The organism is Eggerthella hominis, assembly GCF_014287365.1.
GTDB lineage: Bacteria > Actinomycetota > Coriobacteriia > Coriobacteriales > Eggerthellaceae > Eggerthella > Eggerthella guodeyinii.
The window spans coordinates 413582-435185 of record NZ_JACOOA010000001.1; the positions used below are offsets into that span (position 1 = coordinate 413582).

16 protein-coding genes are annotated in these 21604 nt (G+C 66.5%); 2 read left to right on the forward strand and 14 right to left on the reverse strand.

Annotation, left to right across the window (positions count from 1 at the left end; translation table 11 throughout):
- Positions 1 to 3: 3 nt before the first annotated feature.
- Positions 4 to 615 carry an indolepyruvate oxidoreductase subunit beta gene (locus H8S61_RS01865; protein ID WP_160941515.1) on the reverse strand — a complete coding sequence of 204 codons (612 nt, stop codon included), beginning with the start codon at positions 613 to 615 and terminating at the stop codon, positions 4 to 6.
- Positions 612 to 2375 carry a thiamine pyrophosphate-dependent enzyme gene (locus tag H8S61_RS01870; RefSeq protein ID WP_186937757.1) on the reverse strand — a complete coding sequence of 588 codons (1764 nt, stop codon included), beginning with the start codon at positions 2373 to 2375 and terminating at the stop codon, positions 612 to 614. The genes H8S61_RS01865 and H8S61_RS01870 overlap by 4 nt, the downstream gene beginning before the upstream one ends.
- Positions 2376 to 2610: 235 nt before the next feature.
- Here H8S61_RS01870 and H8S61_RS01875 point away from each other — a divergent pair, with 235 nt between their 5' ends.
- Together H8S61_RS01875 and H8S61_RS01880 are read left to right on the forward strand one after the other, a co-directional pair.
- Positions 2611 to 4896, forward strand: coding sequence for a bifunctional diguanylate cyclase/phosphodiesterase (locus H8S61_RS01875; protein WP_186937758.1), 2286 nt, complete (start codon positions 2611 to 2613; stop codon positions 4894 to 4896).
- A complete protein-coding gene (locus H8S61_RS01880; protein WP_186937759.1) occupies positions 4893 to 6794 on the forward strand; it encodes an extracellular solute-binding protein in 1902 nt (633 codons plus the stop codon). The genes H8S61_RS01875 and H8S61_RS01880 overlap by 4 nt, the downstream gene beginning before the upstream one ends.
- Positions 6795 to 6872: 78 nt before the next feature.
- On the opposite strand, the gene H8S61_RS01885 is transcribed toward H8S61_RS01880, so the two are convergent.
- From H8S61_RS01885 to H8S61_RS01940, 12 genes are all read right to left on the reverse strand, one after another.
- Positions 6873 to 7310, reverse strand: coding sequence for an FHA domain-containing protein (locus H8S61_RS01885; protein ID WP_154331952.1), 438 nt, complete (start codon positions 7308 to 7310; stop codon positions 6873 to 6875).
- Positions 7311 to 7335: 25 nt separating this feature from the next.
- Positions 7336 to 8739, reverse strand: coding sequence for a D-alanyl-D-alanine carboxypeptidase family protein (locus H8S61_RS01890; protein WP_186937760.1), 1404 nt, complete (start codon positions 8737 to 8739; stop codon positions 7336 to 7338).
- Complete coding sequence (locus H8S61_RS01895) at positions 8732 to 9160, reverse strand: ACT domain-containing protein (RefSeq protein WP_154331954.1); 429 nt, start codon at positions 9158 to 9160, stop codon at positions 8732 to 8734. Before H8S61_RS01895 ends, H8S61_RS01890 begins: the two co-directional genes overlap by 8 nt.
- Complete coding sequence (locus H8S61_RS01900) at positions 9157 to 10467, reverse strand: phenylacetate--CoA ligase family protein (RefSeq protein WP_186938137.1); 1311 nt, start codon at positions 10465 to 10467, stop codon at positions 9157 to 9159. Before H8S61_RS01900 ends, H8S61_RS01895 begins: the two co-directional genes overlap by 4 nt.
- A 15-nt stretch (positions 10468 to 10482) precedes the next feature.
- Positions 10483 to 12786, reverse strand: a complete 2304-nt coding sequence (locus H8S61_RS01905) for a VanW family protein (protein WP_186937761.1) — start codon at positions 12784 to 12786, stop codon at positions 10483 to 10485.
- A 3-nt stretch (positions 12787 to 12789) separates the two neighbouring features.
- Complete coding sequence (locus H8S61_RS01910; protein ID WP_186937762.1) at positions 12790 to 13443, reverse strand: CDP-alcohol phosphatidyltransferase family protein; 654 nt, start codon at positions 13441 to 13443, stop codon at positions 12790 to 12792.
- A 168-nt stretch (positions 13444 to 13611) separates the two neighbouring features.
- On the reverse strand, positions 13612 to 14889 hold the full coding sequence (locus H8S61_RS01915) for a radical SAM protein (RefSeq protein WP_186937763.1): 1278 nt from the start codon (positions 14887 to 14889) through the stop codon (positions 13612 to 13614).
- Positions 14886 to 15629 (reverse strand): response regulator transcription factor, encoded by a 744-nt coding sequence (locus tag H8S61_RS01920; RefSeq protein WP_186937764.1) that lies wholly within the window; start codon positions 15627 to 15629, stop codon positions 14886 to 14888. The genes H8S61_RS01915 and H8S61_RS01920 overlap by 4 nt, the downstream gene beginning before the upstream one ends.
- Positions 15626 to 17350, reverse strand: coding sequence for an ATP-binding protein (locus H8S61_RS01925; protein ID WP_186937765.1), 1725 nt, complete (start codon positions 17348 to 17350; stop codon positions 15626 to 15628). Before H8S61_RS01925 ends, H8S61_RS01920 begins: the two co-directional genes overlap by 4 nt.
- Before the next feature lie 18 nt (positions 17351 to 17368).
- Entirely contained in the window at positions 17369 to 18034 is a 666-nt protein-coding gene (locus tag H8S61_RS01930; protein ID WP_186937766.1) for a TorD/DmsD family molecular chaperone, read from the reverse strand.
- A gap of 72 nt (positions 18035 to 18106) precedes the next feature.
- Complete coding sequence (locus H8S61_RS01935) at positions 18107 to 18724, reverse strand: 4Fe-4S dicluster domain-containing protein (RefSeq protein ID WP_186937767.1); 618 nt, start codon at positions 18722 to 18724, stop codon at positions 18107 to 18109.
- A gap of 3 nt (positions 18725 to 18727) precedes the next feature.
- Positions 18728 to 21172 carry a molybdopterin-containing oxidoreductase family protein gene (locus tag H8S61_RS01940; RefSeq protein ID WP_186937768.1) on the reverse strand — a complete coding sequence of 815 codons (2445 nt, stop codon included), beginning with the start codon at positions 21170 to 21172 and terminating at the stop codon, positions 18728 to 18730.
- Between the last annotated feature and the right edge of the window lie 432 nt (positions 21173 to 21604).

Consider the following 21604-nt stretch of genomic DNA (forward strand, 5'->3'; position numbering starts at 1 on the left):
GCCCTACTCCCCTTCCCCGTCGGCGGCGGCGCGCGCGAACGCGAGGCCCGCACGGAACGCGGCCAGGTTGGCGTCGACGGTCTTGGGCGGCACGCGGCGCGCGACGACCCGCTCCCACGCCTCCTCCGTGAAGTCGAGGCGCGTGGCAAGCGCGCCCAGCAGCACCACGTTCACCGACTTCGGCGCGCCCACGCCCACGGCGATGTCGCTCGCCGGGATGAGCGTGGCGCCCGCCGCGGCGAGCGTCTCGTGCGCATGCTCGGGCATGGACGCGCGCCCGATGAGCACGGGCAGCGGCTGGATGGACTCGTCGGCCACGAGGAGGTAGCCCCCCTCGCGCACGTTGGGGAGGTTGCGCAGCGCCTCGGTCGTCTCGAACGAGACGACGCAGTCGGCGCAGCCCTCGTCGGACACCATGGACAGCACGCCCTCGCGCCCGAAGCGCACGACGGTGGTCACCGCGCCGCCGCGCTGCGACATGCCGTGGATCTCGGACACCTTCGCGTCGTAGCCCGACTCGAGCGCCGCGTGCGCCAGGAGGTCGGCCGCCAGGATGGTGCCCTGGCCGCCCACGCCGCACAAAAGGACGGTGACGGTATCGTTCGAGGTCATCATGCCAGGCTCCCTTCGTTTGCCGAGATAGCGGGTTCGGGTTGCGCGATGGCCTGGTAGGCGCAGTACTGCGCGCACTGGCCGCACCCGATGCACTGGGCGGCGTCGATGAGCGCGTGGCCGTTCGCCGGGTCCTTCGCGATGGCCGGGCAGCCCAGCGTCGAGCATACGCCGCAGGCCGTGCAGGCCTCGCCCACCGCGTACGCGGGCTCCCGATGCCGGTCGATGAGCACGCACGGGCTGCGGAACACAAGCACGGACAGCTCGTCCGTGGCCACGGCCTCCTTGAGCGCGCGGCGCACGGCTTTCGCGTCGTTCGGATCGATGGTGCGCACGTCTTCGACGCCGATGGCGCGCACGACGCCCTCGAGGTCGAGCTCGCGCGAGGGGCGCTTCTGCAGCGTCTCGCCGTTGAAGGGGTTGCCCTGGCGGCCCGTCATGGCCGTCGTGCGGTTGTCGAGCACGCAGATGGTGCCGCCGCCCTGGTTGTACACGGTGGAGATCAGCGCCGACAGGCCCGAGTGCGCGAACGTCGAGTCGCCGATGACGCCCACGACGGGACGGTGGTCGGTGCCGGCCCAGGCCAGCTCGAAGCCGTGCGACATCGACACCGAGGCGCCCATGTCGATGGTGGTGTCCATGGCCGACAGCGGCGGCAGCGCGCCGAGCGTGTAGCAGCCGATGTCGCCCGTGACGACGGCCTTCATGCGCGACAGCTCCTTGAACACGAGGCGGTGCGGGCACCCGGCGCACAGCGCCGGCGGGCGGCCGGGAAGGCCGGCGGGCAGCGGCTCGTGCGCGGGCTCGTCGTAGCCGAACGCGGTGCGGATGAGGCCGGGCGTCAGCTCGCCGTCGCGCGGCAGCGGCCGGGCGAACGCCGATACCTCGATGCCCAGCGCGCGCACGCTCTCGGCGAGGTACTCGGAGGCCTCCTCCACCACGTAGAGCGCCTCCACGCCGTCGGCGAAGTCGCGCAGCGCGCGCTCGGGCAGCGGCCAGGTGAGGCCCAGCTTGAACACGGACGCCTCGGGCAGCGCCTCGCGCACGTGCTGGTAGACGGCGCCGGAGCACACCACGCCCGCCGCGCTCCCGCGGCGCAGCACCTCGTTGTACGGGCACTCCTCGGCCCAGGCGCGCAGTGCGTCGATGCGCTCGAGCTGCACCTTGCGGCGCGGCTTGGCGAACGCGGGCATCATGACCCACTTCGCGGGGTCGCTCTCGTAGGGCTTGAGGGCCGTCTCGGCGCGCGCGCCCGGCTCGACCGGCGTCTTCGTGTGCGACACGCGCACCGTGGAGCGGATGAACACCGGCACGTCGAAGCGCTCGGACAGCTCGTACGCCTCGCGCGTGAAGCGCAGCGCCTCGGCCGAATCGGCGGGATCGAGCATGGGGATGTGCGCCGCGCGGGCGTACCAGTGGGAGTCCTGCTCGTTCTGCGACGAGTACATGCTCGGGTCGTCGGCGGCGAGCACCACGAGGCCTCCCCCGACGCCCGCGTACGCGGCGGTGAACAGCGGGTCGGCGGCCACGTTCACGCCGACGTGCTTCATCGTGGTCAGCACGCGCGCGCCGGCGGCCGACGCCCCGATGCCCACCTCCACGGCCACCTTCTCGTTGACGCACCATTCGGCGTACACGCCGTCCTTCTTCGCGAACGCCTCGAGCGTCTCCGTCGACGGCGTGCCGGGATAGGCCACGCCGATACGCGCGCCCGCCTCCCATGCCCCCTGGGCTATTGCCTCGTTGCCTGACATCAATTCCATGAGCGAACCCTTCCGTGTAATGACCCACGTTGGGATTATACGGCAACGCGCGCCGCCCGCCCCGGTCAAACGATCGAAACCGGGTCGAACGGGTGCATCCCGCGTCCCCGTCGGCGCGCCGGGCCCGAACGGAGGTTGATGAAACCGACGATAGGTAAACCGGTGCTTTTGTACTATTATGAACGCAGGTGTTTCCAAGGGCAGGCGTCGTCCTGATACGGTTCAAAGGAATCGGATGCGAAACGAGCGTAGGCGTACCTCCATAGCGGCGAACTCGTTCGGACTTGCCCTTGCGGCGTTCGCGGCGGCGTGCGTGATCATAGGCATCGCGTGCTTCCAGTACTACCATCAGCTGCAGAACACGATCCGCGACGAGAGCAGCGGCTACCTGCACGAGATCGCGCAGCGCGTCGGCGACAACGTCGACCGCATCATCTCCGACAACTACGCGAACCTCTACACCGTCGCGGCCCTGGTCGAGAAGTCCGACACGGGCACCTACGACAGCGTGGCGGCCATAGCGGCGAGCCAAAGGCGGTACTGGAGCTTCGAGGACCTGATCTTCATCAACGAGGACGGCAAGGCCTACAACTCCTCCGGCGACCCCATCGCGCTCAACAACGACGACACGTTCACCACCGCCATCGTCGAGCGGCGGGCCAGCGTCTCGAACACGCAGATGGTCGACGGCAACGAGCGCATCCTGCTGTCGGTGCCGCTCGACGGGCTCCTCCTCGCGGGCGAGCGCATGGCCGCCGTCGCCGCGAGCTTCGACCCCGCCTCCTTCGACCAGACGCTCGCCATGGACTCGTTCGACGGCGAGGCGTCCTCGTGCATCATCGACAAGGACGGCACCGTGGTGGTGCGGCCGTCCAACTCGGCGGGCATCGACACGGGCTACAACGTGCTCACGACCATCTCCGACGCGACCATCGAAGAGGGCGGCAGCATCGACGCCATGAAGAGCGCCATGCAGGACGACCGGGCCGGCCAGGTGGCCTTCTCCGCGAACGGCACGCGGTACTACGCCGTGTACACGCCGGTGGACCCGCAGAGCTGGTACCTGCTCACGTTCGTGCCCTCGAGCGCCGTGAACGCCCGCTCGGACATGCTGCTGGAAACGACGATCATGCTGTGCGGCCTCGTCACGCTGGCGTCGGCCGGGCTCATCGCCTTCGTGCTGTTCACCACGTCGCGCAACAAGCGCCGCCTCGAGCACATCGCCTACGTCGACGACGTCACGGGCGGCAGCACCGTCGAGCGGTTCTTCGAGCTGGCGAACGCGTCCCTCTCCTCGCCGTCGGCGCCCCGCCAGGCGCTCCTGTTCTCCAACATCGAGAAGTTCAAGGTGCTCAACGAGCAGTACGGCGAAGCGGAGTGCGACGACATGCTGCGCATGCTCCATAGCGTCATCTCGAAGGACCTGCGCTCCGGCGAGGCCATCGGGCGGCAGTCGGCCGACAACTTCGTCCTCCTCGTCGACTACGGGGGCGAGGACGCGCTGCGCGAGCGCATCGCCACGTGGTACGCCTCCGCCGAGGCGTTCGCCGCCGTGGAGCACCCGGTCTGGATGCTGCCCGTGGTCGAGTTCGGCGTGTTCGTCATCGACGATGCGGGCCTGCCGTTCTCCACGATGATCGACCGGGCGAAGCTCGCCCTGCGCGAGAACCGCAACGCGATCAACGGGCGGGTGCGCTACGCCATCTACGACGACGAGGTGAGGCGCCGGCTCCTGCGCGACAAGGAGCTGGAGGATCGGATGGAAGCCGCGCTTGAATCCGGCGAGTTCGAGGTGTACCTGCAGCCGAAGTACCGCCTGCCCGAGCGCGCGGTCGGCGGCGCCGAGGCACTCACGAGGTGGGCGAACGCGCCGGAGGGTATGATCTACCCCGACGAGTTCATCCCGCTGTTCGAGAGGAACGGCTTCATCGTGCAGCTGGACCTCTGGGTATTCGAGGTCGTCTGCCGCCGCCTGCGCGCGTGGATCGACGCGGGGCTCGAGCCCCTGAAGGTGTCGGTGAACTGCTCGCGCGTGCACCTGCACAACCCGAACTTCCTCGATGCCTACTGCGTCCGCGCCGAGCGCTACGGCATACCGCGCGGGCTGGTGGAGATCGAGCTGACCGAGAGCGTCGTCATGGAGGACTCCCAGCGCTTCGTCAGCATCATCGACGCGATCCACGCGGCCGGGTTCTGCTGCTCGGTGGACGATTTCGGCAGCGGCTACTCCTCGCTTAACATGATCCAGGCGCTTCCCGTTGACACCATGAAGCTCGACAAAATATTCTTCCGGGACGAGGAGGGCGGCGACGGGCGGCGCATGGCGTCGGTCGTGGAGAGCATCGTCGGCTTGGCGAAGTCGCTGTCCATGGAGACGGTCGCCGAGGGCGTGGAGCATCCGGAGCAGGTGGACATGCTCGAGCGGTTCGGCTGCGACTACGTGCAGGGCTACGTGTTCGCCAAGCCGATGCCCGTCGCCGACTTCGAGCGCCTGGCGTTCGGGAAGGAGGTGCGGCCATGAGCGGGCGCGCGGGCCGCGGGCTGCGCTGCCTCCTGTCCGCCGCGCTGGCGGGCGCGCTCGCGCTGCCGCTGGCGTCGTGCGCGGCGGACGGCGAGCGGGCGCAGGAGGACGTGCTGACCCAGAAGGCGACGGAGGACGGGCGGCAGCGGGTGTCGGTGCTCGTGAAGTACGCCTTCACCATCGACGGCTTCGAGCGGGCCGTGGAGGAGCGGTTCCCCGATATCGACATCGTGCAGGTGGGCAACTACACCCGCGACATGGGCACGGCCGAGTACGAGGCGCGCCTCGCGCACGACGACATTCCCGACATGGTCATGACCTGGCCCTACGAGATCGGCGAGCAGTACTGGGAGGACGAGCTGCTCGATCTGGCGGGCATGGGGTTCACGGACCGCTACAACCTCTCCATGCTGGACGACCTCTCCCGCGACGGCAAGCTGTACTACCTGCCGGGCCCCGCGCAGGTGCGCGGCCTCGTGTACAACAAGACCCTGTTCGAAGAGCGCGGCTGGGAGGTCCCGACGAGCTACGACGAGTTCAAGGCCCTGTGCCGCACCATCGAGGCGAGCGGCATGCGCTCGCTGCAGCTGGGGCTCGGCAACGCCGAGGTGCTCGACACCGCCTTCACCGGGTTCGGCTTCGCCGACTGCTACAGCAAGCCGCTGGACAAGCTGTGGATCGGCTCCTACGACGACGGCGAGGGCAGCTTCGGCGACCATTTCGGCCCGGCGCTCGACACGTTCCAGGACCTCGTCGACGAAGGCATCCTCAAGCCGGGGGACCTCGACGTCACCTACGCCGACCGCGAGACGATGTTCTTCGGCCGCGAATGCGCCATGATCGAGGATTCGGCCCTGATGGCCCACCTCGGCTCCACCCTGTGGGGCAGCTCGGACGAGTTCGCGCTCATGCCCTTCTTCAACCCCGGCGACGGCGGGGACTGGGCGCGCCTGTACATGGTGTGCTACATCGGCCTCTCCAAGCACCTCGCCGAGGAGGGGAACGCCGAGAAGTACGACCTCGTCATGAAGCTGATGGACTACATCAGCACCCCCGAGGGCCAGGAGGCGCTCATGGCCGACACCGGGGCCATGTACTCGAGCCTCGTCGGGATGGGCGCGCCCGACACGCCCGAGATCGAGGCCCTGCAGCCCGCGCTGCAGCACAGCCGCTACGGCACCTTCCCCACGCTCGAGAACGCGCAGGGCGCCCTGCGCGAGGGGCTGGCGGGCATGGTGCGGGGCGATCTGGACGCCGAGGACGTCGCGCGCATGGTGGACGAGCAGAACGCCGCTCCCCCGGTCGCGGAGGAGCCCGCGGCCATCGGGCGGGCGGCGCAGGACTTCTCGCTGACGGACACCGGCGGGTTCGTGGCGGACGCGCTGCGGGAGGCGGCCGGCAGCGACGTGGCGCTCTTCCTCGACAACGGCAAGGACGGGCGCTACAACGGCAAGGGGATCAGCGCCCGCTTCTACGAGGGCGCGATCACCGAGACGGACGTCGGGCGCGTGCTCCCCGACCTCAAGCACGGCGAGACGGGCACGCTCTGGGTGGTTTCCATGACGGGCGCCGACCTGCTGGAGACGCTCGAGCGCTCCATCACGGTGGACAGCGACCAGGGCGGGTGGTTCTACTACTTCTCGGGCCTGCGCATGGAGTACGCGCCCGCCGCCGAGCCGGGGCAGCGCATCCGCTCCATCGAGCTGGCCGACGGCGGCGCCGTGGATCCCGAGCGGGCGTACACCGTCGCCGTCATGGACGAGACGGTGCCGGACGAGGCCGTCTCGTCGTGCGAGGAGACCGGCAGGAGCATCGAGGACGTCCTCGAGGAGGCGGTGCGCGGCGCCGGCACGATCTCGCCCGCGCAGGACGGGCGCCTGAAGATCGTCGAGCCCTGATAACGCGACGGGCGGCCCTCAGGCCGCCCGTCGTAGAACGTCGGATGCCGAACGCCGCGCGATGCGGGCTCGCGGCGGCTACTCCTCCTTGTAGACGAGGCAGAAGGCGCCGATCTGGATGACGTCGCCCGAGGCGAGGCGGCGCGTCTCCACGCTGTCGTTGTTCACCCACACGCCGTTGAACGAGTTGGCGTCGCGGATGACGTAGCCGCCGTCGGAGGGCTCCACCGCAGCGTGCTCGCGCGACACGGTCATGTCGTTGAGGAACACGTCGCACTGGGGGCTGCGGCCGATGGTGAGCGCCTGGTCGCCCAGCTGGTAGGCGACGCCGGTCTGCGGGCCGCGCACCACGTGGAGGGCGGCGGCCGCCTGGGGCGCGGCCGCGACGGGCAGCGCGTCGTCGCCGAACGACACGGGCTCGAAGCGCTGCGTCGACCCGAGCAGCTTGAACCCGCAGTGCGGGCAGGCCGCGGCCTGCGAATCGATGGGGTTGTTGCATACGGGGCACATGCTCATGGCGTATCCTCTCTTCGTTCCGGCGCTAGGCGGCGGACGCGGTTTTGTCGATGACGAGCGGCGTCTCGTTCAGGGTGACGGACTGCGCCACCTGCTGGCCGCCCGAGAAGCTGCGGAACAGGCGGTCCCACCACACGCCGACTCCCTCGAAGAAGTCGGGCGCGTCCAGGTCCTCGCATGCCACGAGGTCCATCGTGGCGATGACGGCGTTGCGCTGCTTGAAGGTGATCGTGCCCACCTTGTCGCCTTCCTTCACGTTGCCCGTCAGCTCGTCGAACTCGAGCGACTGGCTCACGTTGCCGTTCAGGTCGAAGATGGTGACGGCTGCGGCGGGATCGCGCAGCGTCGCCTTCACCGTGGCGTCGATCCACCCGGCGTGCGCCACCTCGGCCACCACCGGCACCTCGGTGCCGTTCATCGTGGTGGTTTCGGGGCTGTTCGCCAGCTGGTAGGATATCTCGTGCTCGTACACCCACTCGCACAGGTTCTCGGCGTCCTGGAAGCGCTGGGCCTCGGAGGACGAGTTGATGACGATGGCGTACAGCTCGCGGCCGTCCTTGTTGGCGGCGCCTGCGAACGACGGGCCCGCCAGCAGCGTGACGCCGGTCTTCACGCCGACGGCGTACTCGTAGATGTCGAAGAAGCCGTCGGTGGTCTCGAGGTAGATGTCGGCTTTCGTGCCGTCGGCGCGCGTCACCTGGATGGTGGTGCTGCCGCCGCCCACGGCGGCGCGGAACGTGTCGTTGGTCATGGCGTACTGCACCACCTTGGCCACGTCGGCGGCCGTGCTGTGCAGGTTGCCCTCGTAGGCGTCGAAGTCGAGGCCGTGGGGGTTCTCGTACACCGTATCGGTGCAGCCCAGCTCCTGGGCCTTGGCGTTCATGGCGTCCACGAACACGGCCTCGGGGTCGGCCGCGCCCGGCTCCATGAGGGCCCCGATGGTCTCGGCGATGGCCACGGCGGCGTCGTTGCCCGAGGGCACGAGCAGCGCCTTGAGCGCCGCGTCGAGGTCCATGACGTCGCCCTCCTGCAGGCCCGCCGACGACTCGCCCACGGCGGCGGCCGCCGCGGACACGGTGATGGGCGAATCGAGCGACACGAGGCCGCTGGCCACGGCGTCGAGGGCCACCACGCCGGTCATGATCTTCGTGATGGATGCGATCTGCGTGGGGCTCTGGGCGTTGCGCTCGAAGTACACGGTGCCGTCGGCGCCCATCACGATGGCGTACTCGGCGTCGATGTTCGGGCACTGCGCCACGGCCAGGCCGCGCGCGTCGACGGTCTGGCCGTAGACGACGTCGGCCTTGCGCACGTCGGCGAAGGCGAGCGTCGGCAGCGCCGCGCCCGAGAACGCGAGCGCGCACGCGAGCATGCACGCCAAAAGGCGCGCATGCTCGACGGATGCGAGATGCTTGAAGATGTTAGTCAATGCGGTAGATATCCTCCGGTCGGACCGGCTCGAAACCGGCTTCGGTCAGCTTCTGCTCCAGGTCGTCCGTGGCGTCCACCTTGAGCACGTCGACGGCCGTGTCCGCGTTCACCGAGAAGCAGTACCCGTACTCGATGTTCGCGTCCTGCTCGTCCATGAACTCGAGGAGCGAGGCCAGGCCGCCCGGCACGTTGGGCACGCGCACGCCGAGCACCGGCGTGACGGTGGCGCGGTAGCCCTGGCCGCGCAGCGCCTCGGCCGCGGCCTCGGGCGTGTCGGTCAGCATGCGCGCCACGCCGAAATCCGCGGTGTCGGCCAGGTTGAGCGCGTGCATGTTGATGCCGGCATCGGAAACGGCGCGGCAGGCGGCCGCGAGGCGGCCCTTCTCGTTCTCGAGGAAAACGGTCAGCTGCGAAATCATGCCTTCTTCCCTTCTCTCAGGTCGATGATGCGCTTCGCCTTGCCCTCGCTGCGCTCGATGGTCTTCGGCTCCACGATCTTGATGTCCACGGCGATCTGCAGGTTGCTCTTGAGCTCGGACGCCAGGCGGCGCTTGAGGTCCTCGAGCTTGCGGATCTCGTCGAACGGGAACTCGGGAACGGTTTCCACGTCGAGCTCGACGTGGTCGAGCGGGCCCTTCGAGGTGAGGATGATCTGGTACTGCGCCGCGATCTCGGGGAAGCTGACGATGACCTGCTCGATCTGGGACGGGAACACGTTCACGCCGCGCAGGATGAGCATGTCGTCGGTGCGGCCCACGATGCGGTCGATCTTGCGGTGGGTGCGCCCGCAGCCGCACGCCTCGGGGATGATGCGCGTGACGTCGCGGGTGCGGTAGCGCACGAGCGGGCAGCACTCGCGGGTGAGCGTGGTGAACACGAGCTCGCCGTAGGTGCCGTCGGGCACGGGCTGCAGCGTGTCGGGATCGACGATCTCGGCGTAGAAGTGGTCCTCGGCCACGTGCAGGCCCCTCGACTCGGCGCACTCCATGGCGACGCCCGGCCCCATGACCTCGGACAGGCCGTACACGTCGCAGTACTGGATGCCGAGCTTCTTGCGGATGTCGTCGCGCATGCTCTCGGAGGCGGGCTCGGCGCCGAAGATGCCGGCCGAGATCTTGAACTCGGCAGCCGGGTCGTAGCCCATCTCGATGGCCGTGTCGGCGATGAGCAGCGCGTAGGACGGCGTGCACGCGAGGATGTCGGTGCCCAGGTCCTTCATCATCTGGATCTGGCGCTTCGTGTTGCCCGAGGAGGTGGGGATCACCGAGCAGCCCACGGCCTCGCCGCCGGCGTGCGCGCCCAGGCCGCCCGTGAACAGGCCGTAGCCGTAGGACACCTGGATGGTGGAGTCGGCGTTGCCGTTCACCATGTAGATGCCGCGCGCGAAGCAGTCGCCCCAGTTCTTGAGGTCGTTCGCGGTGTGGCCCACCACGGTGGCCTGGCCCGTCGTGCCGGAGGACGCGTGGATGCGCGCGACGTCCTTCTGCGGCACGGCGAACAGCCCGAACGGGTAGGCGTCGCGCATGTCCTGCTTGACGACGAACGGGAACTTCGCGAGGTCCTCGAGGGTCTTGAGGTCGCCTGGCTCAGCGCCGGCGTCCTTGAACGACTGCTGGTAGAACGCCACGTTGTCGTAGGCGTGGCTCACGGTTTTCTTCATGCGCGCGAGCTGCAGGTCGCGCAGCTGCTCTGCGGGCATGGTCTCGATGTCTGGCTGGTAGTACACCTTGAAGATCACCTCTCAATTGCTCGTGACGTTGGATGAAGAGCCCTCCGTCGCAGCGTCGCCCTTGTCTTCGTTCACGGATTTCGGCCCTTCGACGACGACCTCCGTCACCGGATCGTACACGGAGCCGAACGCGTCCTCGTGCAAAACGGCGCCGTCGGCGTCCTTCACCGTGCGGATGACCGTGATGGTGCGCCCGTCGGTGCCGCGCGTCTTGACGTAGCTCGTGTTCGGCGCGAGCGTCTCGTCGACCTTCGTCCTGGTCGCGTACTTCTCGCCCTCGCCCCAATCGCCGGTCGTCGTGGACACGAGGTATCCGGGATCGACTCCGTACAGTGTAGCGGTTACGGACCCGTCCACACAAGAAAGACGCACCAAAACATCGCTGGCGGAATCGTTTTCCCATACGAGGTCCAAATCGGGCCAGCTGACCGCCGCGTCGCGCCCCGTGGGATAGCTGGCGATGTACAGCGAATGGTTGTGCCGCGTGAGCACGGGGAATCCCGCGTCGTACACGGCGTTGAACATGGTGGTGGCCACCTGGCAGATGCCGCCGCCGATGGCGTCGTCGTACTCGCCGTCCACGATGGCGCCGGCGCCCTGGAAGCCGCGCTCCTCGGTGCTGCAGTCCCCCGCCGTCCCGTTGAACGACCAGCTGCCGCCCGGCTCCACCACGGAGTTGCTGAGGAACTGCGACACGAGGGCGATGTTGTGGTTGCGCGCCTCGGTGCCGGGCCCGGTGGTGTACTCGGTGGTGTAGGAGGCGATCGTGCCGATCACGCCGAGGTCCATCGCCTCGTCGAACGACATCGTCTCGGGCGCCGGGCCCGACCCGATGCCCACGTCGACCGGCTCGCCCGCGCCCGTCCCCGCGCGCGCCTTGCCGCCCTCGCCGAACAGCGCCGCGTCGAGCTGCGAGACGGCCTCGGCCACGAGCGGGATGGTGCCCGTGCCCTCGGTGCGCACGCTCACCTGGTCGCCGTCGACCTCGAAGGTCGCGCGCAGCTTGTCGCCTTTGCTCACCTCGGCCACGTGCGCCAGCAGCGCCGGCTTAGCCTCCGCCGCGTCCACGAACGCCACGAGCGAGGAGCCCTCGACGCGCGTGCCCACCCAGGCGCCGATGTCGGCGGCCGAGGCGCTCCAGGCGGCGCCGTCGAAGGTGAAGCGGGCGCCGTCGGCGATGGCGGCGTTCACGGCGTCGCACGCGGCCTGGGCGGCCGCTTCGTCCACGCGCAGGGGCGCGTACTCCGTCTGGGCGACGAACGACCCGCGGCCGTCCTCCTGCCCGAGGAAGATGCCGTCGAGCGTCCGCTTGAGCGCGTCGCGGTTCACCATGGAGCCGTCGTGGCCCGCGGTGACCGCCGCCGTGCCGTCCTCCACGGCGATGCCGTAGTCGACGCGCGGGTCGCCGATGGCGGCGTCGATGTCGGAGGCGAGCTCCTCGACGGCGGCGTCCGCGTAGGCGGCGCGCGGCTCGAGCTCGCGGCCCGAGACGAGCGCGCCGAGGCGCGCGAGGACGCCGCCGTCCTCGCGGCCCACCGCGAGCGCCTCGGCGGCCAGCTCGTCGGCGGGCACGCGCGCCTCGAGCGACGCGGCGTCGGCCGTCCAGGCCTGCTTGTTCGCGCGGGCCTCCTCCACCGCCAGCTGCTCGGCCAGCGCGGCGTCCTGGGCCGCGGCCAGCTCGTCGGCGATGCGCGAGGCGGCCTCGTCGTTCGCGTAGACGGTCACGCCGCCCTGGGCCAGGCGGGACCCGTAGATCTCCTCGATGAGGGCGGCCAGCTCGTCGGCCGTCTTGCCGGCGGCGTCGATCTCGCCCACCCGCACGCCGGGATAGGCCTTGCCCGCGTTCACGCCGAAGTCCACGAGGCCGCCGACGAGCACCACCGCCGCCACCACGACGACGGCGAGTGCGACGCGGCTGCGCGCCACGAGGCGCGCGAGCGCGCGCAGCAGCGCCGCCAGCCCCGTACCGACGAGCGCGAGAAGCGCCAGCAGCGCGCTCCCGACGGCGCCGAGCACGCGGAGCACGGGGCCGCGCCCGCCCGCGGACGCGGAACGCGGGGCGTCCTTCGTCCAGACGGCGGGGGTGTTGTAGGAGCGGGAATCGCTCGGGCGCCGCGCGGAGGCGCGCGACGGGGCCGCGGCCTTGCCCGCGTTCGGGCGGCGCGCGGACGCGGGCGCGCTCGACCGCCGTGCGGGGGCCGAGCCGCGCTGGGAGGCGCGACCGTACGAGTCGCGCTGCGTCGACGGCGCGCGACGGGCGGAGTCAGGGCGTCCGGTGCGATCCGCGCCCGTTCGTCTCGGCGTCCGGTCGGCCATGGGCTACCGGACGCTTTCCGCCTGCACGGCCCGGGCGGCGCGCACGTTCCGCAGCGCAGCGGCGATGTAGTACGCCGTGGTGGCCAGCGCCAGCGCGAGGCCGGCGTACACGAACCAGATGCCCCACGAGCAGGGCAGCGCGTTCAAGCCCGGCAGCCACGCCGCGTCGACGAGGCCGAGCCCCGGGACGAGCGGCCAGTTCAGCAGCAGGCCGGCGAAGCCCACGAACAGGAACGTCGTGGCCACCTTGCCCGGGAAGATGACGGCCACGCGCACGTGGAAGCGCTTGAGCAGCACCGCGCCGCCCACGAGCAGCAGCAGGTCGCGCACGAGCACGACGAGGATGATCCACAGCGGCAGGCGCCCCACGAGGAACAGCCCGCACACGCCCGCGATCATGAGGATACGGTCGACCGCCGGGTCGAGCAGCTGGCCCAGGCGCGACACGGTGTTCGTACGGCGCGCGATCTGCCCGTCGATCCAGTCGGTGCCCGCGGCCAGCGCGTACAGGAGCGTGGCGACGATGTTGTAGCCGTTGAACAGCAGCACGAGGAAGATGGGCACGAGGCATAGCCGAACGAACGATATGACGTTCGGCACGGTGAAGATGCGGTCGCTCACCTGGTCGGCTGCGCAGCCCTCATCCTTACGTCCCATACAGGCATCCTTCCCTTCCATACGCGTCCCTCGACGCAAAAACCGGGCCCAGCGCTCAGGCCCGGTCGAACGTGATCCGATAGTCCACCATTCTAGCAGGTTTCCCCCATCCCCCGCCCTTGTTTCACGCTTCAACAGCTTTTCCATTCGCCGGAGCATGCCGGCTCGCTACCGCAGCGCCACCTCGCGCAAAACCTCTTGCCCCGAGCGGTTCTCTTTGACGCAGAACGACAGGGCGGTATGGAGCCCCGCCCCGTCCAGCACCGCCTTGAGGCGGGGCTCGCATTGCAGGGACCGGGCGTTCTCGTCAACCGAGAAACGCGCGCCCATCTCGCGGAGCAGCCGCTGCGCCTCGACCGCCTCGCGTCCGAACACCTTGCAGGCCTTCAAGAAGAAATCGTCGGCGTCGAGGACGTACCCGTCCTTTCTCTGAGCTTCAAGGGCGTGGGCCGCGAACATCTCGGCGCGATGCTTGTTCGCGAGCGAGCAGTAGTGCACTCCCATGCCGAGACGCGCCTCGCACGCGAAATCGAGGAGCCGCAAGCATTCCAGCTCGCTTCCCGCAACGGGGAGTCCCCCGGCGTAGCCGTAGGGGTAGAGCACCTCGAGCGGAGGGTTGGCGATCAGGTACCCTCGCCTCTCGAACGCCTCCCAAGCAGTGAAGGGGAAGCAGAACTCGAGGAGGTTGATCGAATCGACTCCTCGACGATCGAGTTCGACCATGAGGTCCCTCATGTACTCGAAACTGTCGGGGAACACGGGCATCTCGACCGCGACGAATGCGAGGAGCCTCTTCGCTTCCTCCACGCGATCGAGCAGGTGCGCCTGGGCCTCGGGCGGATCGTCTTGCTTGAAGCTGAAGCGGATCTCGTCCAGCCCGCACGAGCGGAGGCGTTCGACATCCCCGTCTGCAAGCAGGTCCCCGCTGGTGTACAGCCGCGTCCACGATGACGGGAACAACGTTTTCGCCCGCTCGAAAAACGAGAAGGCCTCTTCTTTGAGCAAGAGCGGCTCACCGCCCGAAAGGGCGATGTGCTCCAACCGAACGCCCCGGTCGAACACGTCTTGCATCTCCTCGCGCCAAGGGCGCTCAGGTTCGGGTGCGCCTGCGGATTCGGAGTTGAGGCAGAAGAAGCACCGCCGGTGGCACCGAGCGGTCAGCTCGAACGTTTTGCTGCGGCGAGCCGTCACGCAATCCCGGCAGGCGGGCGACACGCGCCCCCTTCTCAGGCTCGCGCCGCGATACCATCGCTCCACGCCCTTTGCGGCCACGCTCTCCCGCAAGCCGTCGGCCTCCCGAGCGCCCTCGTTTCGACGGGCGAAGCGAATCCCCCGCGCTTCGAGCCGCTGCACGAACTCGGCGTAGGCTTCGTCGTAGCGCGCGCGGGCCTCCGCAAGCTCAAGCGGCGCGGTTTCGGCATCGGCGTCCTTCGCTGCCGCGCTCATCGCTCGCCTTCTCGCACGGGTGCGTCGACGTCGTCTCCGGCAGGATCGTCGAGGCGGTATCCCACGCGCCAGACCGTCGTGAGGTAGCGCGGCTTCGAAGGGTCGTCCTCGATCTTCTCCCTGATCCTGCGAACGAACACGGCGACGCTGGTTATCTCGCCGACGTAGTCTTCGCCCCACACCTGCTCGATGATCTCCTGCGTGGTGAACACCTGGCCGATCCGGTTCGCCATGATGGAGAGGATGAGGAACTCCTTGGGCGTGAGGTCGACCGCCTCGCCGCGAAGCGTCACCCGTTGACGCTTGAGCTGGATCTCGATATCCCCTATGCGGACGACCGCCTTCCCGCCCTTTGGGCGGGCGTCCGCGCTTCGGCAGCTCCGGCGAAGAAGCGCCTCTATGCGAAGCATCAGCTCTTCTTTCGCGAAGGGCTTCGTGAGGTAATCGTCGGCCCCCGCTTTGAACCCGACGCTCTTGTCCACGATATCGCCCTTCGCCGACAGCATGAGGATAGGGACGTCCTTGTCGATGTCCCGTATCTCCGTGCACGTCTGGAATCCGTTCTTGCGCGGCATCATGATGTCGAGTATGACGATATGGGGATGTTGCGCCCCGAACACCTCGAGGGCTTCGACTCCGTCCTTCGCCGAGCAGAACCGGTACCCCTCTTCCTCGAGCAAGCTCGCTATCCCGTTGACGATCGATTTCTCGTCGTCGACGACCAGCACCAATTCGTTCATCGACGCTCTCCTTCCCCTGGTTGCCCGACGGTGGTCGGCAACGAGAACCCGAATTCGGAGCCGACGCCGGGCTCGCTTTCGACGAACACGCTCCCGCCGTGCAGCTCGACGATCTCCTTGACCACGCACAGCCCGAGACCGCTTCCGTTGTACCCTCGCGTGGTGGAATTCTCGATTTGCGTGAACTTGTCGAAGACGCGTCCCAAATCCTCGCTCTGTATGCCGATGCCGGTATCGCGAACCCGCACGATCACGGCATCGCTCCCTTCGTCGACCGAAACGCCGATGTCGACGCTTCCCCCTTCACCGGTGAACTTGATCGCGTTGGTGAGGAGGTTCTCCAGCGCATGGCGGAGGCGCTCCCAGTCGCCGCGGATGATGGGCACGTTTCGATCGACGACGCTTCGCAGCGCGATGCGCTTCAGGTTCGCCATGGACGAGACGGAGGACTCCACGAAGTTCACGATGTCCACGAGATCGACCTCTTCGACAATGAGATTGCCGTGGCCCGCCTGGATCGCCGCCATCTCGAGGGTGTCGTTGATCATGTTCAGCAGCGCGACGGTGTTGCTCTTCAGCTCCTTGAGGGCGTTTCGCTCCTTCGCCGATTCCATGCCGGAATGCTCGAGAACCGAAACGAAGGTGAGGATGGCGGTGAGCGGCGTCCTCAGCTCATGGCTCATGACGGCGAGGAAGTCGTCCTTGTACCGGTTGTCGATCACGAGCTGCTTGTTGGCCTGCTGGAGCAGGTCGTTGCTCACCTCGAGCTGCTTGCGCTGCCGCTCCAGTATCTCGTTTGCCTGGCGTATTTCCTCGGTTTTGTCGGCGACCTTCTCCTCGAGGCCCGCGTACGCCTCCTCAAGCTGGCGCGCCATCGTCGTGAAGCGATCGACCAGATCGCCGAGTTCCCCCTGCGCGCGCGTGGAATCGAGGGACACGTCGAGCTTCCCGTCGCTCATGTCGGTGGCGGCGACGGCGAGCTTGGCGAGGGGCTTCGTGATCACGGTGCGGATGACGGCGAACAGCGTGACGGCGATCAGCACGATCAGTATGGCGAAAAAGCAGATGGTGACGATCAGCGTTTGCTCCTGGTCCTCGATGTAGGACGTCGCCGGGATGATGATGCTGATCGCGCCCGCGAGATCGCCTTCCTGGAGCCCCTCTTTGGGGTAGCCGGTCACGTCGATCTCCCCTTTCGGCTCTCCGTGGCATTGCAGGCAGCTCTGCTTGAGGGGGATCGCGGAAACGTACCGGAACACCGGCTTGTCCTCGTACGTGGTCATCGAGTAGTACTCGGTCTCGCCCGACCCGTCGCGGAAAAGGGCCAAGGCGGCCGATTCGAAGTCGTCGGGTCGATCGAACTTGTTCCTCACCTCGACGTTGGTGTACCTCACCGTGTAATCGCTGCCCGCGGAGAAGATCGCCCCGACGCCTTTGCCCACGATCGAGCAATAGAGGCCCTTGAAATCGTAGTTTCCGTCGCTGTCGTAATTGATGGTGTCCTGGTTCACGTCGAAAAACTGCCAAACCGCGTCCATCTCCTCGGTGAAGGCCCGGGCCTGGGACAGAAGCTGGCTCTCCGCCTGCTCGGAATGCTGTTCGGACGAGAACGCGATGTAGCAGAGGAGGGCGACGAGCACGACGCTCAGGAGCACGAACACGAAGAACGTGCCGATGCGAAGCCTCCTCAGCCGGTTCCCCATCGTTCCTCCCCTGGCCATGTGCGTCCTTTCGATGCGCTAGCACCTGCAGGCATCAAGCTTTACCGATTCCCCCAGCGCGGCTATCGTCCGGTAAAAAGGATGCCGCGCGTTCGCTGCAAGTGTATCAAAAAACGCCGCGAACCAGCGGTCCAAGTGCGCATGGACGAATCCGTCGAGATGCCGGGCCCATACCTGCCGGCTTTCCGGCTGCATCGCCTGGGCAAGCCGGGAGCAGAGGTATCCGGCGAACTCACACTCGAGGCGCATGTGGTCGGCCGATTCCTGCAGCGCCAGGGAGACCCCCGCCGCCTCGTAGCGGTTTCGGGCATCGGCCGCCTCTTTCGAGCGGATGAGGACGGAGCCGAACTCGGGCGCGTCCTCATCCGCGTTCAGGAAGAGCGTCTCCCATGGAGGCACCAGCGCTCCGCGCGGAGCGGAGAACAGGCGGGTGTACTCGCGCCGCAAGCCGCCGAGGAAGTCGGGGTCGCCGATCGTGCACGAGAGGTCTTCCAGCGATCGCTCGACCCGTTCGGCGAGGCTTTCCGAAAACGGCATGCAGGCAAGCAGCTCGCCGACCTCCGCCGCGAAGGAACCGTCTTCGATCGCCTCGACCATGGCCGCATCGGGGCAGGTGAGCCCTCTTGCGAGCATCTGGAAGAGGGTCGCGCTGCCGGCCGAGGGCTCGTTCTTTTCGTCGATCATAGATCACTCCTTAAAGCGGGCGCTTGGATCGAATCGCCAAGCGCCCGAACTCGGTCGTTGCGAAGCGGCGTGCTACTGCAGGTAGTAGACGGAAGGCTCCGCGCCGCTTTCCTCGCCAAGGCGCACGCAGTCGCGGCCCTTCGCCAGCGCCTTGCTCGCATCGCTGTCGGGATCGTCCAAGTCGCCGAAGACGCGGGCATGCATGCTGCATGCGCGCACGCACGCGGGTTCCTTGCCGCGTCCCAGGAGGTTGGAGCAGAGGGTGCACTTCTCGGCCTTGCCGGCCTTGTGCTCGGGCGCGTCCCACTGGCCGAGCGCCACCTCCTGGTAGTACTCCGGTTCGTCCTGCATGATGGTGCGCACCTCGTAGGGACAAGCCGTCAGGCACGTGCCGCACCCTATGCAGAGCTCCTGGTCGATGAACACGATGCCGTCCTCGCCCTTCTGGCTCGCTCCCGTCGGGCACGACGCCACGCACAACGGCTTGCGGCAATGCTGGCACGCCTTCGGGAAGAAGCGCATGGCGTTGTCGGGCCATTCGCCCGACGCGGTGTCGCGCGTCGCTCCCCCTTCGGTCAGCACCGTGTTCCACCAGACGTTGTTCGGGAGGTTGTTGTTGAGCTTGCACGCGATCGCGCACGCGTTGCACCCATAGCATCGCTGCGTGTCGATAACCATTCCGTATTGCATCGCTTACGCCTCCTCGTACGCTTCGATTTGCACGCGAACGTCGAAATAGCTCGAGTTGTTGGTAAAGTCGTCGCTGTTGGTCAGAGAACTGAGGTACTGGTAGTGTCCCTTTTTAAAGTAGTCTTCCGACCATCCGTGGAACAGGCTCGTCACGCCCGGCATCATGGCGCTATCGTATTTCGCACGAACGACGATTTCCCCGCGATCGTTGAACACCCGCAGGTAGTCACCATCGACCACTCCTCGCTCTTTCGCGTCGATCGGGTTGATATGAATCTCCGGCTCGGAGATAATCTCGTGCAGCCATGGCGCATGGTGAAACGTCGTCTGCGTGCCGTACTTCGTATGCGGCGTGAGAAACACCAAGGGAAACTTCTCGGCGAGCGGACTGCTTTCAAGCACTTCGGCCGTTTCGGCAAAATCGGGGAGGCCGTAAACGAGCGGATCGATCTTTTGGCCGTAATCAACATAGGGAGTTGGCCGGTCGAGCAGGAAGTTGACTCGGCCGTTCTCGGTTGCGTACTTGCCGTCCGCCGGAGAGAAGGAGACGTCTTCAAAAATCTTGATCGTCTTCTTTTCCACCAGATCCTCGTACGTGCAACCCGCATCTCTGTTGCTGTCGCTATCGAAGGCCTGGGAGAGCTGATCCCGATCGGTTCCTTGGAAGTACTTCTCAACCCCCATCTTCTCGGCGATCCTGCGCGTGACCTCGTAATCGGAGAGGCATTCGTAAGGAGGTTCGACGGCCTTTTCGGCTATTCTCGTGTAAGGGCACGCCAAACCGGCGTTGATCACGTCGTCGCGTTCCCACCAATGGCAGACGGGCAGCAAGAGATCGGCGTATTTGCACGAGTCGGTCATACGGATCTCCGCAACGGCCACGAAGTCGAGCTTCTTGAACACCTGCTCGAACGCTGCTCGATCGGCAGCGCTGCCGATGATATTGCCGGCATAGGTAATGAGGCCTTTGAGCGGGATGCTCTTCTCTCCCAGCTTTCCCGTTTCTACAACATCGAGGATTTTATTGTCGGGAATCGACGGACCAGGATTCCCCGTCTTCAGCCATTCGCTGTTCGTCGGACCTGTACCGAACCAGTTCGAGATAGCGCATCCGTTCTTCCCCATATTGCCCGTGACCATTACGAGCGCGTCCATGGCAAGATGCGTTTGCGGAGAGTTCTTGTAGTGAGCATGGCCATTGGCTTTCTGAATCATCGTCTTTGTCGACGTGATGACCCTTGCCAGCTCCTCAGTTGTAGCAACGGGGATCGAGGTTATCTGCTCGCAAACCTCCGGAGGATAGGCATTGGCTCTTTCCTTGAGGAGGTCGAGGGCGGTTCTGACGGTTATTCCTTCGATCTCGAACGTACCCGACAACGTTAAATTGAGGGGATCGGATACTTCGTCGATAGGCTTTCCCGAATTGCTCGAAGAATCCCAAACGTATATACGATCGGAACCTCCTTCTTTAGCAGCGATCCCGAGATCACTTTCGCGCAAGCATGTTCCATCCTCTTTGACCAGATAGGGTGCGCAGCTACTCGAGCGGAGGAACTCCACGTCCTCCCATCCGTTAGCGAAGATCACCTGCATAAGAGAAAGCGCAAACACCGCATCAGTTGCAGGCTTGATCGGGATGTATTTATCGCTCCGCAAAGCTGTAATGGTAGCCTGAGGCCCAATATAGTAGAATTGGGCACCGTGGTCCTCCTTTGCGTCGTTTGCAAAGCGCCACACATTCCATCTTGTTTCGGCGACGTTGGCGCCCCAGAACACGAACGTTTCGCACTCGCGCAACGAAACCGGCGTACAGCTGCTCGAGCCGCCGCTGTCAAGCTGCATGACCTTGATAGTGGCCATATCGCCACCGGTCAAGACCTGGCAAGCGCCGAGCGAGCGCAGCAGTCGACCCCACGTGCCGAAACTGTGTCCACTCAGATAACCGGTCGAGCCGTACGTTTTCCAAAACGCCATGCCCTCGGGCCCTACTTCGTCGATGATCGCCTGCCACTTGGTTGCGATCAGGTCGATCGCCTCGTCCCAGGAGATCTGCTCCCATTCCGGCTCGTCCTCCTCCTTGGAGTTGACGCGCTTCATGGGGTACTTGAGGCGGTCGGCATCGTAGATGCGCTGGATGTTGAGCAGGCCGCGGTTGCAACCGCCCCGGTGAACGTTTTCGGGATCGTCATCGTAGCAGTGCGGTTCGGCGTTGACGATGTAGCCGTCGCGCACCGTCACGTCCCAGGCGCAGCTCCTGCCGCAGTTGCCGTGGCAGCTGTTGAGGTAGACCTGCTCTTCGGGAGCCTTCTTCTGCCCTCCCTCTCCCGCTTCCTCCGATGCCTTCGGCGAGCATCCTGCGGCCGTGCCGGCGGCGACGAGCGCGCCGGCGAACGCGGCGCCCTTGACGAACCCGCGCCGCGTCACCGCGGGCCCCTGCTCCTTCACCATGCGAGTCTCCTTGCTTTCATTCATGATTTCCCCTTTCAGATCATCGCACAATCAGGATAGGACAGAGCTGCCGATCCGTTCCATTCTGAGCGAGTAAGATGAAGTTGAGATTCCGAAAGAAGTCTTGTCGTGCGTTAATCGTGGACCGACGCGAATACAATTAGAAGCGATGCGAGGAAGCGGCTACCCCGCATCCCGACCGAGTCCCGCCAGGGCGACACGCGAACCGTCGGATTCTAAGCAATTTTTTCGTTTTGCGAACGTTTTCGACGGAGGTGAAGGGAGGTCTGCGTTGCCGAGAAAACTCCCGATCCTCTCACCTGGGGAAACGCGAAACGCATTTTCCGAATCTCTCAGCCCTGCGCGCCATTTGTTCGCAAAACGAAAAAATTGCATGCTTCGGGCCGATTCGCGTGTCCGCGGCGGGCGAGC